The sequence below is a fragment of the Agromyces zhanjiangensis genome (genome assembly GCF_040496055.1).
GTDB classification, from domain to species: domain Bacteria; phylum Actinomycetota; class Actinomycetes; order Actinomycetales; family Microbacteriaceae; genus Agromyces; species Agromyces zhanjiangensis.
On the sequence record NZ_JBEPKB010000005.1, the window covers coordinates 137,897 to 153,196 of the forward strand.

Genomic DNA, 15,300 nt, shown 5'->3' on the forward strand with positions numbered 1-15,300 from the left:
GCGGATGCCGCGGGGTCGCCGTCCGTGCGGCGGCGCGCCGCGGCATCCGCGCCGGCGTCAGGAGCCGGAGATCTGCCCCTGAGCGCCACCGGACTTCAGCGCGGCGAGCCGCGCCTCGACCTCGGTCAGTTCGCCCAGGTCCTCGAGCTCGTTGAACTGCGCGTCGATGCTCGACGCCGCCAGCTCGGCCTGCCCGCGCGCCTTGGCCTCCTCGCGGCGGACCTTGTCCTCGAAGCGACCGAGTTCGCTCGTCGGGTCGAGGATGTCGATCGACTTCACGGCCTCGTGCACCTGCTGCTGCGCTGCGGCGGTCTTCGATCGGGCGATGAGCTCGCTCCGCTTGTTCTTCAGCTCGACCAGCTTCTGCTTCATGCCGTTCAGGCCCGACTTGAGCTTCTCGACGACCTCGGTCTGCGCCGCGATCTGCGGCTCGGCGGCACGGGCCTCGTTCTCGGACGAGATCTGGCGGCTGAGCGCGACCTTGGCGAGGTTGTCGAACTTGTCGGCCCCCGCGGTGTCGCCCGTCGTACGGAGCTCGTCGGCCTTGCGGCTCGCGGCGAGCGCCTTGTCGCCCCACTCGCGGGCGGCGTTCACGTCCTCGCGGTGGTCGTCCTCGAGCAGCCGCAGGTTGCCGATGGTCTCGGCGATCGCCGCCTCGGCGTCGGCGATCGAGTTGGTGAAGTCGCGGACCATCTGGTCGAGCATGACCTCGGGGTCCTCGGCCTGGTCGATGAGCGCGTTGACGTTGGCTCGCAGGAGCTGCGAGATCCGTCCGAAGATGGACTGCTTGGTCATCGGTGGTGTCCTTCCATTGGTGATCGAAACTGGGTCATCGGGCTGGGGGCGGCGTCAGAAGCGGCCTCCGCTCCCGCGCCGCGAGCGCGTCGCGGAGCCGCCGAAGCTGCCGGGAGCACGTCGGCCGCCGCCGAGTCCGCCGGACGAGCGGCCGCCTCGGAACCCGCCGGGGACGCCGCCGAGGCCCCCGCCCCGTCGGCCGCCGCCGAGCATCGAGTCGATGAGGATGCCGCCGAGCACGGCGCCGAAGACGTCGCCGCCGCTCGCACCGCGTCCCGGCGGCATGCCGTATCCGCCGCCTGCGGAACCGCCGAAGCCGCCGACGTCCCGTTGGGCGAGGCTCATCGCCTGGCCGGCGAGCCGATCCGCCCGCTGGGCCGCGCCGAGCGCCGCGGCGGCGTCCGTCGCCGAGAGCGACTGCGCCTCGACGACGAGCCGGCCGGCTTCGGCGAGTCGCGTGCGGGCCTCGGCGCCGACCGCTCCGCGCCGTGCCACGAGGTAGTCCTCGGCGGCCTGGACGCGGGAGCGCGCGGACAGCAGCGCCCGGTCGAGTTCGGCCCGCGCGCGCTGGGCCTGCACCGCGGCGTCGCGCGCGCCCTGGATCGCGGTGTCGATCTCCCGGTTGACCGCGTCGAGTCGTGCGGCGAGTTCGTGCGGCGACCGTCCGGCGCGGCCGAGGGCCGCGCGCAGGGAGGTCGCCTCGGCGTCGACTCGGTCGGCGAGGGCGGCGAGCGCCGGGTCGGACATGCCGCGCGCGGTGCGGACATCGGCATCGAGGTCGTCGATGCCCGCAGCGGCGGCGCGGTCGCCGTCGCCGAGATCGGCCGCGAGCCGCTCGACCGCTGCCGCGAGGAGTCGGGCCTGGTCCGCGGACTCCTCCGCGGCGCGGATGTCGACGGCTGCGGCGCCGGTCTCGCCGCGACCGAGCGCGGCGGCGGCCTCGGTCGCGGCGTCGCGGGCGAACGCGATGCGCGCCCGGGCCTGCTCCGGGTTGTCGGCGACGGATGCCAGCGCCGCCGGCGCGTACTGCGATGCCAGGGCCTGGAGCCGCGCCGCGGCGGGGCCGATCTCCGATTCCGCGGCGCGGACCGCCGCTTCCGCGCTCGCGAGCGCCCGGGGTGCGTTCTGCTCGAGGGCCCGCAGGTCGTCGAAGCGCTCGGCCTGCGCGTCGAGCAGGCCCTCCGCCTCCTCCGTGAGACGCAGGATGCCGGCGTACCATTCGCGCTGCTGCGCCTCGGTGTCCGGCTCGTGGTCGTCGAGCCGCTGCTGGAGGCCGAAGGCCTCGCGCACCTTCGCGTTCGCCGCGGCGAGCGCGGTGCGGAAGTCGGCCGTGGCCTCGTCGCCGAAGGAGGCGACGGCGAAGCCGAGTTCCTCCTCGCTGGTCTTCAGGGCGTCGTCCGCGTCGATGAGCGCGCCGCCCGCCTGCCGTCTGACCTCGTCGATCGGGATGGCGGGAGCCTCCTCGGACGGCGCCGCGGGTCCCCGCCGGCGTCGTCGGACGAGCACGATCGCCACCACGACGACGACGGCGGCGATGAGGAGCACGATCCAGAGCCAGCCGAGTCCGCCGCCCGAGGAGCCGCCGCCTCCGAGCGCCTCGGCCCCCGCGATCGCCGCGGCCGCCCAGTCGCCGTCGCGCAGGTGCGGCTCGATCACCTGCACGGCGATGCGGTCGATGTCGGCCGCGGACAGCGACGCGTCCTCCGCGGCGGAGAGGTGGTAGGCGCGGCCGTCGATCGCGACCGCGAGCAGGTAGTCCTCGCTGCCCATGTTGTTGTCGTTGGCGGTCTCGGTCGCCCACGTCCCCGCGTCGGCCGGGTCCTCGAACTCGCCGACGTACGCCACGAAGAGCTGCCGGCCGCTCCGGTCGGCGGCGTCGTCGATCGCCGCCTCGACCTCGCGCACCTCATCGGCGGTCAGCGCCCCCGCCGTGTCGACGACCGGGCTCGCGCCGAACTCGACGGGCTGGTCGGCGTTCGCGGCCGCGGGGGCCTGGAGCAGGGTGAGCCCGATCAGGACGGCGACCGCGATCGAACCCCTGCGAACCGACCGCATGCGACAGTGCCCTTCCCCTCGGAGCCGATGCCTTGGAGTCTATTGGGGTGCTCCGAGGAGCGTCCACGGGTTCCGGGCGGACGCTCAGCAGCGCCCGACCAGGGCGAGCCCGACGACCGGGGAGGCGGTGCGCGCACCCGGAGACGGAACGAGCCCGGACCCTCAGCTGGCTGAGTGGACCGGGCTCTTCACGACGTGCCCCCGGAGGGATTCGAACCCCCGACCTACGGTACCGGAAACCGGCGCTCTATCCCCTGAGCTACGGAGGCGCACAGCAGGAAACACTACCACCTGCGCGGGGCGCCCGGCGCACGCCGGACGCCCTGCTGGCGGCTCAGCCGACGACGTTCGCGATGACGTCGGCGACGAGTCCCTGGGCGTCGCCCGGCTCGAACAGCACGGGCGACTCGACGACGATCCAGTAGCCGTCGGCGAACACCTGGGCCTGTCCGACGCCGCCGGACTGCCGGAAGAAGCCCTCGACCTCGGGCGGCGTGCCGTACGTGGGAACCGGGTTGGAGCGCATCGCCGCATCGCCGACCTGCAGTTCGTAGGCGTGCTCGGGGAGCGAGGCCACGCCCACCTCGATCACCTCGCCGCTCGTCTGGTTGCTCCATCCGCACGCCGTCCCCGACGCGTCGACCACGTCGGTGATCGTCGCCGCGGACGGGGCGTAGTCGGGCGCGGTCCCGTAGTTCGGGTTGAACGCGTACACCTGGTCGGCCGTGAGGATCTCCTCGCACGCGACCTCGAACGGGATGGGCTCCTCCGTCGGCTCCGGCTCGATGGTCGGTTCGGCCGGGGCCGTCGCGGCCGCCGTTCCGCTCGCGGCGGGCGGCGCCGAGGTCTCCGCCGGCGAGGCCGCGGGGTCGGTGCAGGCCGACAGGGCGAGGGCGAGCGCGGTCGCGCTCGCCGCCGCGAGCACGACCGGGCGGAGACGGGGGCGGTGGGCGTTCGGGCGCGGCATGCGGGAAACGATAGCAACGGGCGCCCGGTAGGATCTTCGAGTGACTCCCGCCGACCTCTCGCGTGCCCTGTTCGACCTCGTCATCGCCCTGGTCGCACGACGACGCGAGGCGGGCGCCGACGTCGAGTTGAGCCTCGCCCCCGACGCCGTGACGCTCGAGCGCCCGAAGCTCCGCGAGCACGGCGACTGGGCCTCGAGCATCGCCCTGCGCATCGCCAAGCCGCTCGGCGCCAACCCGCGCGAGCTGGCCGACGAGCTCGCCGCGGGCCTCGCCGAGGTCGACGGCGTCGCGAGCGCCGAGGTCGCCGGTCCCGGCTTCATCAACATCCGGCTGGACGCCGCGGCCGCGGGTGCGCTCGCGAAGGCGATCGTCGACGCCGGCGCCGCGTACGGCCACGGCGACCGGCTCGCCGGGCGCGTGATCAACCTCGAGTTCGTCTCGGCGAACCCGACCGGTCCGCTGCACATCGGGCACACCCGCTGGGCCGCGCTCGGCGACTCCATCGGCCGCGTCCTGCGCGCCGCCGGGGCCCGGGTCGCCAACGAGTACTACATCAACGACGCCGGCAACCAGATGGACAACTTCGGCGCCTCGGTGATCGCGGCCGCCAAGGGCGAGCCGACGCCCGAGAACGGCTACCCGGGCCAGTACATCGCCGACCTCGCCGGGCGCGTGCTCGAGCGCGAGCCGCACCTGCTCGACCTCGACGACGAGGTCGCGCTGCACACCGCGCGCGAGATCGCCTACGAGCTGCAGCTCGCCGAGATCCGGGCGTCGCTCGAGCGCTTCAACGTGCACTTCGACGTGTGGACGAGCGAGCGCGCCCTGCATGCGAAGGACGACGACGGCGTCTCCGCGATCGACGCCGCGGTCGAGCGCCTGCGGGCCCAGGGGCACGTGTTCGACGAGGACGGCGCGGTCTGGGTCCGCACGACCGACTTCGGCGACGACAAGGACCGCGTCATCCGACGCGCCAACGGCGTCTACACGTACTTCGCGGCCGACGCCGCCTACTACCTCGACAAGGGCGACCGCGGGTTCGAGCACAAGGTCTACCTGCTGGGCGCCGACCACCACGGCTACGTGCACCGCCTGAAGGCGCTCGCGGGCGCGGCCGGCGACGACCCCGAGAAGGACATCGAGGTGCTCATCGGCCAGCTCGTGTCGATCAACGGCGCGCGGCTGTCCAAGCGCGCGGGCAACATCATCGAGCTCGACGACCTGCAGGCCTGGCTCGGCACCGATGCGCTCCGCTACACGCTCGCCCGGTACCCGGCGGACTCGCCGCTCGCGATCGACCCCGAGCAGCTGCGTCGTCGGACGAACGACAACCCCGTCTTCTACGTGCAGTACGCGCACGCGCGCACGTCGGCGGTCGCCCGGAACGCCCACGCCTCGGGAGTCGACCGATCGTCGTTCGCCCCCGAGCTGCTCGTGCACGAGACCGAGTCGGCGCTGCTCGGCGCCCTGCAGGAGTTCCCGCGCATCGTCGCGCAGGCGGCCGAGCTCCGCGAGCCGCACCGCATCGCGCGCTACATCGAGGAGCTCGCGGGCCTCTACCACCGCTGGTACGACAACTGCCGCGTCCTCCCGCTCGGCGACGAACCGGTCGGCGACCTCCAGCGCACGCGCCTCTGGCTGAACGACGCGACGGGGCAGGTCATCCGCAACGGCCTCGACCTGCTCGGCGTGTCGGCGCCCGAGCGCATGTAGCCTCGCCCGCATGACCTCGCGCGACGCCGAGACCGTTCCCGTCGAGCCCCTGGGCGGGGCGGATGCCGCGCCGCGCCGTTCCCGCCGCGGCGGCCGGGTCGTGGGCGTCGTCCTCGTCCTGCTCGCGGTGATCGCCGCGCTGCTCGTCCTCGTCGAGACCGTCGGTCGCGGCATCGCGGAGCGGAACGTCGCCGACTCGATCGAACGGTCGCTGCCCGCGGGGGTCGACGGCGAGGTCGACGTCGAGATCCGCGGGTTCTCCGCGCTCTGGCAGGCGATGACCGGGAGCATGGACGAGATGGTCGCCACCGCGCCCGACCTCGTCGTGAACGGCATCCCGGTCGACGTGACCGTCACCGCGTACGGCGTGCCGCTCGCCGAGGGCGGGACGCTCGAGCGCGGCGAGGTCGAGGCGTCGATCGACGGCGACGCGGTCGACGAGATCGCCGCGTCGCAGGGGATCACCGGCGGGCTGACGCTCGGCGAGGGGACCGTGGCGTACGGGGACGAGGTCGCCTTCCTCGGCATCCCGATCGGCTTCTCGATCACCGCCGAACCGGAGGCCGCGGGCGATCGCGTGCTGCTCCGGCCCGTGGCGGCCGAGATCGACGCGGTCGGCGGCAGCTTCGACGCATCGGGACTCGTCGACCGAATCCTCGGCGGCGACCCGTTCCCGATCTGCGTCGCCGATCGCCTGCCCGAGGGGGTCGAGGTGGCCGGCATCGACGTCGAACCCGACCTCGTGACCGTGCGCCTGGAGGCGAGCGGGCTGCCGCTCGCCGAGGAGACCCTCGCGACCACGGGCGCCTGCGGCTGACCGTCCCGCGCGAGGCCCGCGCGGTGTCCCTGCGCCCGGACGGCTCCCGAGACGCCCGGCGTCGTCGTCGATTCGGCCACCGCGCCGGGCGTCGGTAGACTCGCCCGTACGCCGCCCCACAAGGGCGGTCCGCACCGAGGCTTCAGGAACCGATCCGGGTTCGCTCGCCGTCCGAGCGATCCGTCGTTCCATCGTCCGTGAGGTTTCCCCGTGTCTTCCAGCGCATCCGTCCACGCGCTGCGCGGCGCGCCCGCGGAACCGAACGCGCTCGACCCGGAGGTGTGGCCCGAGGGCGCGCACCGCGACGAGTCCGGGCGGATCGTCGTCGGCGGCGTCGACGTCGAGTCCCTCGCCCGCCGATTCGGCACGCCCCTCTACGTCGTCGACGAGCAGGTCGCGCGCTCGCGCGCGCGACGCACCCGGGCCGCGTTCGAGCGTGCCGCGGCCTCCATCGGCACCTCGGCGACCGTCTACTACGCCGGCAAGGCCTTCCTCTCCGGCGCGGTCGTCCGCTGGATGACCGACGAGGGGCTCGCGATCGACGTGGCGACGGGCGGCGAACTGGCGGTCGCGCTCACCGCGGGTGCCGACCCCGGTCGCATCGGATTCCACGGCAACAACAAGTCGGTGCGCGAGATCGAGCGCGCGGTCGCCGCGGGCGTCGGCACGATCATCATCGACAGCGAGGTCGAGGTGCTCCGCGTCGCGGATGCCGCGGCGCGCGCCGGCCGCGTGCAGCGCGTGCGGCTCCGGGTCAACTCGGGCGTGCACGCGTCGACGCACGAGTTCCTCGCCACCGCGCACGAGGACCAGAAGTTCGGGATCGCGCTGCCCGACGCCGAGCGCGTCGTCGCCGACATCCGCTCGCACGACTCGCTCGACTTCGTCGGCCTGCACTGCCACATCGGGTCCCAGATCTTCGACGCCGCCGGGTTCGCCGAGTCGGCCGAGCGGCTGCTCGCCGTGCACGCCGAGCTGTCGGCGGTCGCCGCGGTGCCCGAGCTCAACCTCGGCGGCGGGTTCGGCATCGCCTACACGGAGGCCGACGAGCCTGCCCCGATCGAGGAGATCGCCGACGGCATCGCGCGAGCGGTGGCCGCGGCGAGCGAGCGGTTCGGCGTGCCCGTGCCGCGACTCGCGTTCGAGCCCGGACGCTCGATCATCGGCCCCGCCGGGATCACCCTCTACGAGGTGGGCACCGTGAAGCCCGTGCCGACCGACGAGGGCTGGCGCCACTACGTGTCGGTCGACGGGGGCATGAGCGACAACATCCGCACGGCGATGTACGGCGCCTCGTACACGGTCCGCCTCGCGTCGCGGGCCTCCGACGAGCCCGCCGCGCTCGTGCGCGTCGTCGGCAAGCACTGCGAGTCCGGCGACATCGTCGTCGACCACGACTGGCTTCCCCACGACGTCGCCCCCGGCGACCTCCTGGCGGTCGCCGCGACCGGCGCGTACTGCTGGTCGCTGGCGTCCAACTACAACCACGTGCCACGACCGCCGGTCGTGGCCGTCTCCGGCGGCGCCGCTCGCGTGATCGTGCGCGGCGAGAGCGAGGAGGACCTCCTCGCCCGCGACGCCGGGCTGTCCGACCACGACGATGACGCACACGGAGTCACCGCATGATCGAATACCGTTCCATCCGCGTGGCGCTGCTCGGCGCCGGCTCGGTCGGCTCGCAGGTCGCCCGGCTGCTGCTCGAGCAGGGCGACGAGCTCGCCAATCGCATCGGCGCGAGGATCGAGCTCGTCGGCATCGCCGTCCGCGACGTCGACGCCCCGCGCGACGTCGCGCTCCCGCGCGAACTGCTCACGACGGACGCCGAGTCGCTGATCCTCGGCGCCGACATCGTGATCGAGCTGATGGGCGGGCTCGAGCCGGCCCGCACGCTCATCCTGAAGGCCGTGTCCTCGGGCGCCGACGTCGTCTCGGGCAACAAGGCGCTGCTGGCCACCCACGGCCCCGAGCTGTTCGCCGCGGCGGAGCAGGTCGGGGCGCAGCTGTCGTACGAGGCCGCCGTCGGCGGCGCCATCCCCATCATCCGGCCGCTCCGCGACAGCCTCGCGGGCGACCGCATCGACCGCATCCTCGGCATCGTCAACGGCACGACGAACTTCATCCTCGACCGGATGGACACCACGGGGGCGTCGCTCGAGGACGCGCTCGCGACGGCCACCGAGCTCGGCTACGCCGAGGCCGACCCGACGGCCGACATCGGCGGCTACGACGCCGCGCAGAAGGCCGCGATCCTCGCCAGCCTGGCGTTCCACACGAGCGTGCCCGTCGACAAGGTGCACCGAGAGGGCATCACGGGCGTCACCGCCGCGCAGGTCGAGTCGGCCAGGCGCGCGGGCTACGTCGTCAAGCTCCTCGCGATCTGCGAGCGCCTCGCCGACCCCGAGACGGGGGAGGAGGGCGTCTCAGCGCGCGTCTACCCGGCCATGGTGCACCGGAGCCATCCGCTCGCCGCGGTGCACGGCGCCAACAACGCGGTCTTCGTCGAGGCCGCCGCAGCCGGCCCCCTCATGTTCTACGGCGCCGGCGCGGGCGGCGTGCAGACCGCCTCGGCCGTGCTCGGCGACCTCGTCGCGATCGCGCGCCGCCACGTGCTCGGCGGCCCGGGCACGGCGGAGTCGACCCACGCGGAGCTGCCCGTGCTCGAGATCGGCCGCATCACGACCCGCTACGCCATCACGCTCGAGGCCGCCGACCAGCCCGGCGTGCTCGCGACGATCGCCCACGTGTTCGCCGACCACGGCGTCTCGGTCGGTGAGCTCGAGCAGACCATCAACGACGAGAACGGCCGGGCTACGCTGGTGATCGGCACCCACGAGGCGCGTGAGTCCGCGCTCGCCGAGACGGTGCGCGCGCTCGCCGACAGCCCCGTCGTGACCTCGGTCGCATCCGTCATCCGAGTCGAAGGAGCAGAGTGAACCACCAGGCAACGAAGGCGCCGTCGCGCCAATGGCGCGGCGTCATCCGGGAGTACGCCGATCGCCTCGACGTGACCGACGCGACCCCGATCGTGACCCTCGGCGAGGGCGGCACGCCGCTCCTGCCCGCGCCCGCGCTCTCGCGCCGCACCGGCGCCGACGTGTGGGTGAAGTTCGAGGGCATGAACCCGACCGGGTCCTTCAAGGACCGCGGCATGACGATGGCCGTCACCAAGGCCGTCGAGGGCGGCGCCGAGGTCGTGATCTGCGCATCGACCGGCAACACGTCGGCCTCCGCCGCCGCATACGCCACGCACGCCGGCATCAAGGCCGCCGTGCTGGTCCCGGAGGGCAAGATCGCGATGGGCAAGCTCAGCCAGGCGATCGCGCACGACGCGCAGCTCATCCAGATCCAGGGCAACTTCGACGACTGCCTCGACATCGCGCGCGACCTCGCCGAGAACTACCCGGTGCACCTGGTGAACTCGGTGAACAACGACCGCATCGAGGGCCAGAAGACTGCGGCATTCGAGGTGGTCGAGGTGCTCGGCGACGCCCCCGACCTGCACTTCATCCCGGTCGGCAACGCCGGCAACTACACCGCGTACACCCGCGGCTACCGCGAGGACATCGAGGCCGGCAACGCCACGAGGCTCCCGCGCATGTTCGGCTTCCAGGCCGCGGGGTCCGCGCCGCTCGTGCGCGGCGAGCCGGTCCGCAACCCCGAGACCATCGCAAGCGCGATCCGCATCGGCAACCCCGCCTCGTGGCACCTCGCGCTCGAGGCCCGCGACCTCACCGACGGGTACTTCGGCGCGATCGAGGACGACAAGATCCTCGAGGCGCAGCGGATCCTCTCCGCCGAGGTCGGCATCTTCGTCGAGCCGGCCTCCGCGATCAGCGTCGCGGGCCTGCTGGAGCGGTCCGCGGCCGGGGAGGTGCCGGCCGGGGCGAAGGTCGTCCTCACGGTCACCGGGCACGGGCTGAAGGACCCGCAGTGGGCGCTCCGCCGCCCCGACGGTTCCGAGGTCGCGCCGACGGTCGTCCCCGCGGACGTGGCGCACGTCGCCGAGGTGCTGGGGCTCGGCGCATGAGCGCCGCCGTCTCTGCGGAGGCGACGCCCTCGGCGGCGGCGACGCCGTCGGGTGACGCCCTCCTCGGGCGGAAGGTGCACGTCAAGGTCCCGGCGACGTCGGCGAACCTCGGGCCGGGCTTCGACACGCTCGGCCTCGCGTTGGCGCGCTACGACGAGGTCGAGGTCGAGGTCATCGGCTCCGGGCTCGAGATCGAGGTGCAGGGCGTCGGCGAGGGCGAGGTTCCGCTCGACGACACCCACCTCGTGGTGCGCGCGATGGCGCACACGTTCGCGCGCCACGGCCGCGAACTCCCCCCGATCCGGCTGGTCGCGCACAACTCCATCCCGCACGGTCGTGGACTCGGGTCGTCCGGCGCCGCGATCGTGGCCGGCGTGATGGCGGCCAAGGGCCTGCTCGCGCCCGAGGTCGAGATCACCCCGGACGGGCTGCTGGAACTCGCGACCGAGCTCGAGGGCCACCCCGACAACGTCGCGCCCGCGCTCTTCGGGGGGCTCACGATCGCGTGGGTCACGCCCGACGGTCCGCGGCACAAGAAGCTCATGGTGCATCGGGGCGTCTCGCCGCTCGTGCTGGTCCCCGAGCACGAGATGTCCACCGCGCTCGCACGCAGCCTGCAGCCGCAGTCGGTGCCCCACGAGGACGCGGTCTTCAACGTCTCGCGTTCGGCGCTGCTCGTCGCGGCGCTGATCCAGAGTCCCGAGCTCCTGCTCGCCGCGACCGAGGACAAGCTCCACCAGAACTACCGCGCTGAGGCGATGCCCGAGACCGACCGGCTCATCCGCCGCCTCCGGGAGGCGGGACATCCCGCCGTCGTCTCGGGGGCCGGGCCGTCGATCCTGGTGCTCGCGAGCGATCCGAGCGAGCGAGCGGATGCCACGCGCCTCGTCGAGGAGACGGCCGACACCGCCTGGCAGGCCCTCCCGCTCGCGGTCGACTTCCTCGGGGCGACCGTGACGCCCGACGACGGCACCTGAGTCGCCGACGCGGGCGAACCGGCCTCGCGATCCGCGTCGGCGGGCGTGGCGCGTGGTCGGACCGCCGACGGCCGGGTGCTAGACTGAGACCCGCACCCGGTAGGCGCTGCATCACCTGCGTCGTCGCCGTTCGGTGCGATTCCCGGCATCTCATGCTTTCGCCATCGCGCAGATCTGCGCCTCGTGCGCACGTCTGCGACGTGCCGCGATCAGCTCTCCTCGGCCAACCCCCAATGCCTGGCCAGGGGAAAGGACAATCCCAGTGACCAACGGAACCGACCACGCGGAGCGCGTGGACGCCGCCCGCCTGTCGACCATGAAGGTCGCCGAGCTCCAGGAGCTCGCGTCCTCGCTCGGCATCTCGGGCGCATCGAAGCGCCGAAAAGGAGAACTCGTGGAGTTGATCTCCGCCCACACCGACGGCTCCGCGGCCGTCGAGGCCGACGACGTCGTCGAGCCCGCCGCCGCGCCGACGGCCGAGGCCCCCGCCGAGGCGCCCGCGTCGGCTGACGACGTGCCGGCCGACGCAGTGGAGCCCGCGGTCGAGACGCAGGCCGCCGAGGCGCCCGCGGCCGAGCCGGTCCGTCGCGGCCGCCAGCCGCGCCGCGCCACGAGCGCCACGGCCGCCGCCGCCCACGCGAACGCGGGCGCGACCGGCGTCGACCTCGTGCCCGCCGACGCGCAGGCCGACGAGGCGCCCTCCACGGGTTCCTCCGACGACGAGGCCCGCGAGGCCGCACGTGCCGCCGTTCGCGAGCAGCTCGCCGCCGCCACGGCCGAGGGCCGGAAGGGCGACGCCGGCGAGGGCCGGGCCGACGACGCGTCCGATGGCGACGGCAAGGCCGACCAGGCCGCGCAGGAGCAGCGTCAGGGCCGCAGCCGCAACCGCGGTCGCCGCGGCGGCGCCGATCGCGGCGAGGGCCAGAAGGCCGACCAGCAGCCGGGCGGACGCCGCGCCGACGAGCAGGCCGAGGGCGACAAGGGCCGCCAGTCCGACTCCGACAAGGGCCGCCAGGGCGGCGACGCCGAGAAGGGCAAGCAGGACCAGCAGGGCGGTCGCGGCCAGCAGGGCCGCGGCGACCAGCAGCAGGCCGACGGCGAGGGCGGCGGTCGCCGCAACCGGTACCGCGACCGCAAGCGCCGCGGTCAGGGCCAGGGCGACGAGGTCGAGCCCGAGATCCTTGACGACGACGTGCTGATCCCCATCGCCGGCATCCTCGACGTGCTCGACAACTACGCGTTCGTCCGCACGACCGGGTACCTGCCCGGACCGAGCGACGTGTACGTCTCGCTGGGCCAGGTGAAGAAGTACCACCTGCGCAAGGGCGACGCGGTCGTCGGCTCGATCAAGCAGCCCCGCGAGGGCGAGGGCAGCGGCCGCCAGAAGTACAACGCGCTCGTCAAGATCGACTCGGTCAACGGCCAGACGGCCGACGAGGCCGCGGCGCGCGTGGACTTCCAGAAGCTCACGCCGCTCTACCCGCAGGACCGCCTCCGCCTCGAGACCGAGCCGACGAAGCTGACGCAGCGCATCATCGACCTCGTCGCCCCGATCGGCAAGGGCCAGCGCGGCCTCATCGTCGCGCCGCCGAAGGCGGGCAAGACGATCGTGCTGCAGCAGATCGCGAACGCCATCGCCATCAACAACCCCGAGGTCCACCTCATGGTCGTGCTCGTCGACGAGCGCCCCGAGGAGGTCACCGACATGCAGCGGACGGTGAAGGGCGAGGTCATCGCCTCGACGTTCGACCGCCCGGCGGAGGACCACACGACGGTCGCCGAACTGGCGATCGAGCGCGCGAAGCGCCTCGTCGAGCTCGGCCACGACGTGGTCGTTCTGCTCGACTCGATCACGCGCCTGGGCCGTGCGTACAACCTCGCCGCGCCCGCCTCGGGCCGCGTGCTCTCGGGCGGCGTCGACGCGTCGGCGCTGTACCCGCCGAAGCGGTTCTTCGGTGCGGCGCGCAACATCGAGAACGGCGGCTCGCTGACGATCCTCGCCACCGCGCTCGTCGAGACGGGCTCGAAGATGGACGAGGTGATCTTCGAGGAGTTCAAGGGAACGGGCAACTCCGAGCTGCGGCTCTCGCGTCACCTGGCCGACAAGCGGATCTTCCCGGCGGTCGACGTGAACGCGTCGTCGACGCGTCGCGAGGAGATGCTGCTCTCGCCCGACGAGGTGAAGATCACGTGGAAGCTCCGTCGTGCGCTCGCCGGCCTCGAGCCCCAGCAGGCCCTCGAGGCCGTGCTGGGTCGTCTCCGCGAGACGCAGTCGAACACCGAGTTCCTGCTCCTCATGCAGAAGTCGGCTCCGGTGGGCGGCAACGGGAACGGACACGGCCACGGCCACGAGTCCGACCACCGCTGATCGATGTTCGAGTCCGTCCAGGCGCTGATCGCCGAGCACACCTCGCTCCAGGACGAGCTGGCCGACCCGGCGCTGCACGCCGACGCCGCGCGCGCGAAGCGGGTGAACCGGCGCTACGCCGAGCTCAGCCGCATCGTCGCCGCGCACGACGCGTGGCGGCAGGCGGAGGAGGACCTCGAGGCCGCGCGTGAGCTCGCCAAGGAGGACGAGGCGTTCGCGGAGGAGGTCCCCGGACTCGAGGAGCACCTCGCCGAGGCGCAGGAGAAGCTGCGACGGCTCCTGATCCCGCGCGACCCCGACGACGGCCGGGACGTGATCATGGAGATCAAGGGCGGCGAGGGCGGCGCCGAGAGCGCCCTCTTCGCGGCCGACCTGCTGCGCATGTACATCCAGTACGCGCAGTCGAAGGGGTGGAAGACCGAGCTCCTCGAGCGCGACGAGTCCGACCTCGGCGGCTACAAGAACGTCCAGGTCGCGATCAAGTCGAACGCCTCCGACCCGTCGCAGGGCGTCTGGGCGCACCTGAAGTACGAGGGCGGCGTGCACCGCGTGCAGCGCGTCCCCGTCACCGAGACGCAGGGGCGCATCCACACGTCGACGACCGGCGTGCTCGTCTTCCCCGAGGTCGACGAGCCCGAAGAGGTCGAGATCAACCAGAACGACCTCAAGATCGACGTCTACCGGTCGTCGGGTCCGGGGGGCCAGTCGGTCAACACGACCGACTCGGCCGTACGGATCACGCACGTCCCGACCGGGATCGTCGTCGCGATGCAGAACGAGAAGTCGCAGCTGCAGAACCGCGAGGCGGCGATGCGGGTGCTGCGGGCCCGGCTCCTCGCGCGCCAGCAGGAGGAGCTCGCGGCCGCGGCATCCGACGCGCGCAAGTCGCAGATCCGCTCGATGGACCGCTCCGAGCGGATCCGCACGTACAACTTCCCCGAGAACCGCATCGCCGACCATCGCACGGGCTACAAGGCGTACAACCTCGACCAGGTGATGAACGGTTCGCTGGAGCCGATCATCGAGTCGGCGATCCACGCCGACGAGGAGGCGCGGCTCGCCGACCTCGGCGACCAGTGACCGGACCCTCGATCCGGCCCTTCGCCGAGGGCGACTGGCCGGCGGTGCTCGCGATCATCGACGAGGTCGTCCGAGAGGGCGAGACCTACGCGTACCCGATGCCGCTCGCGTCCGCCGAGGCCCGGTCGCTCTGGATCGAGGCCCCGCCCGGACTCACCGTCGTCGCCGAGTCCGACGGGCGCATCGTCGGCACCGCGAAGATGGGGCCGAACCGGCCCGGGCCCGGCGACCACATCGGCACGGCCTCGTTCATGGTCGCATCCGGGTCGCGTGGGGCGGGCGTCGGCCGCGCGCTGGCAGACTGGGTCGTCGACTGGCACCGGCGCGAGGGCTACGAGGGCATCCAGTTCAATGCCGTCGTCGCGTCGAACGAGGTCGCGGTCCGGTTGTGGCGATCGGTCGGGTTCGAGGTCGTCGGCACCGTCCCCGGGGCGTTCCGCTCGCCCCGCCACGGTCGCGTGGGCCTGCACGTGATGTTCCTGCCGCTCTGAGCGAGCGTG

12 protein-coding genes and 1 tRNA gene are annotated in these 15,300 nt (G+C 73.2%); 9 read left to right on the top strand and 4 right to left on the bottom strand.

Annotated elements, in window-relative coordinates:
- Positions 1 to 57: 57 nt before the first annotated feature.
- The 4 genes from ABME02_RS11490 to ABME02_RS11505 all read right to left on the bottom strand — a co-directional run bounded on the left by ABME02_RS11490 (position 58) and on the right by ABME02_RS11505 (position 3,817).
- On the bottom strand, positions 58 to 795 hold the full coding sequence (locus tag ABME02_RS11490) for a PspA/IM30 family protein (RefSeq protein ID WP_353815472.1): 738 nt from the start codon (positions 793 to 795) through the stop codon (positions 58 to 60).
- Positions 796 to 849: 54 nt separating this feature from the next.
- A complete protein-coding gene (locus tag ABME02_RS11495; RefSeq protein ID WP_353815473.1) occupies positions 850 to 2,850 on the bottom strand; it encodes a TPM domain-containing protein in 2,001 nt (666 codons plus the stop codon).
- 196 nt (positions 2,851 to 3,046) lie between these two features.
- A tRNA-Arg gene (locus tag ABME02_RS11500) sits at positions 3,047 to 3,119 on the bottom strand.
- Between the two features lie 65 nt (positions 3,120 to 3,184).
- Positions 3,185 to 3,817: an iron ABC transporter ATP-binding protein gene (locus ABME02_RS11505; RefSeq protein ID WP_353815474.1), complete on the bottom strand. Its 633-nt coding sequence runs from the start codon at positions 3,815 to 3,817 to the stop codon at positions 3,185 to 3,187.
- Between the two features lie 40 nt (positions 3,818 to 3,857).
- Here ABME02_RS11505 and ABME02_RS11510 point away from each other — a divergent pair, with 40 nt between their 5' ends.
- From ABME02_RS11510 to ABME02_RS11550, 9 genes are all read left to right on the top strand, one after another.
- Positions 3,858 to 5,531: an arginine--tRNA ligase gene (locus ABME02_RS11510; RefSeq protein WP_353815475.1), complete on the top strand. Its 1,674-nt coding sequence runs from the start codon at positions 3,858 to 3,860 to the stop codon at positions 5,529 to 5,531.
- 10 nt (positions 5,532 to 5,541) lie between these two features.
- Entirely contained in the window at positions 5,542 to 6,348 is an 807-nt protein-coding gene (locus ABME02_RS11515; RefSeq protein WP_353815476.1) for an LmeA family phospholipid-binding protein, read from the top strand.
- 210 nt (positions 6,349 to 6,558) lie between these two features.
- Complete coding sequence (lysA, locus tag ABME02_RS11520; RefSeq protein WP_353815477.1) at positions 6,559 to 7,974, top strand: diaminopimelate decarboxylase; 1,416 nt, start codon at positions 6,559 to 6,561, stop codon at positions 7,972 to 7,974.
- Complete coding sequence (locus tag ABME02_RS11525) at positions 7,971 to 9,281, top strand: homoserine dehydrogenase (RefSeq protein ID WP_353815478.1); 1,311 nt, start codon at positions 7,971 to 7,973, stop codon at positions 9,279 to 9,281. Before lysA ends, ABME02_RS11525 begins: the two co-directional genes overlap by 4 nt.
- Positions 9,278 to 10,375, top strand: coding sequence for a threonine synthase (gene thrC, locus ABME02_RS11530; protein ID WP_353815479.1), 1,098 nt, complete (start codon positions 9,278 to 9,280; stop codon positions 10,373 to 10,375). Before ABME02_RS11525 ends, thrC begins: the two co-directional genes overlap by 4 nt.
- Complete coding sequence (gene thrB, locus ABME02_RS11535) at positions 10,372 to 11,352, top strand: homoserine kinase (protein ID WP_353815480.1); 981 nt, start codon at positions 10,372 to 10,374, stop codon at positions 11,350 to 11,352. The genes thrC and thrB overlap by 4 nt, the downstream gene beginning before the upstream one ends.
- A gap of 262 nt (positions 11,353 to 11,614) precedes the next feature.
- Positions 11,615 to 13,720, top strand: a complete 2,106-nt coding sequence (rho, locus tag ABME02_RS11540; protein WP_353815481.1) for a transcription termination factor Rho — start codon at positions 11,615 to 11,617, stop codon at positions 13,718 to 13,720.
- Positions 13,721 to 13,723: 3 nt separating this feature from the next.
- The gene (gene prfA / locus ABME02_RS11545; protein WP_353815482.1) at positions 13,724 to 14,800 is read left to right on the top strand and encodes a peptide chain release factor 1; all 1,077 of its coding nucleotides are present in this window, start codon (positions 13,724 to 13,726) and stop codon (positions 14,798 to 14,800) included.
- Complete coding sequence (locus ABME02_RS11550; RefSeq protein WP_353815483.1) at positions 14,797 to 15,291, top strand: GNAT family N-acetyltransferase; 495 nt, start codon at positions 14,797 to 14,799, stop codon at positions 15,289 to 15,291. Before prfA ends, ABME02_RS11550 begins: the two co-directional genes overlap by 4 nt.
- Positions 15,292 to 15,300 lie beyond the last annotated feature (9 nt).

Excerpts from the sequence above, each read along its gene's own strand:
- ABME02_RS11515 (WP_353815476.1), top strand. The coding sequence starts at position 5,542 with ATGACCTCGCGCGACGCCGAGACCGTTCCCGTCGAGCCCCTGGGCGGG.
- ABME02_RS11505 (WP_353815474.1), bottom strand. The coding sequence starts at position 3,817 with ATGCCGCGCCCGAACGCCCACCGCCCCCGTCTCCGCCCGGTCGTGCTC.
- ABME02_RS11490 (WP_353815472.1), bottom strand. The coding sequence starts at position 795 with ATGACCAAGCAGTCCATCTTCGGACGGATCTCGCAGCTCCTGCGAGCC.
- prfA (WP_353815482.1), top strand. The coding sequence starts at position 13,724 with ATGTTCGAGTCCGTCCAGGCGCTGATCGCCGAGCACACCTCGCTCCAG.
- ABME02_RS11525 (WP_353815478.1), top strand. The coding sequence starts at position 7,971 with ATGATCGAATACCGTTCCATCCGCGTGGCGCTGCTCGGCGCCGGCTCG.
- thrB (WP_353815480.1), top strand. The coding sequence starts at position 10,372 with ATGAGCGCCGCCGTCTCTGCGGAGGCGACGCCCTCGGCGGCGGCGACG.
- ABME02_RS11495 (WP_353815473.1), bottom strand. The coding sequence starts at position 2,850 with ATGCGGTCGGTTCGCAGGGGTTCGATCGCGGTCGCCGTCCTGATCGGG.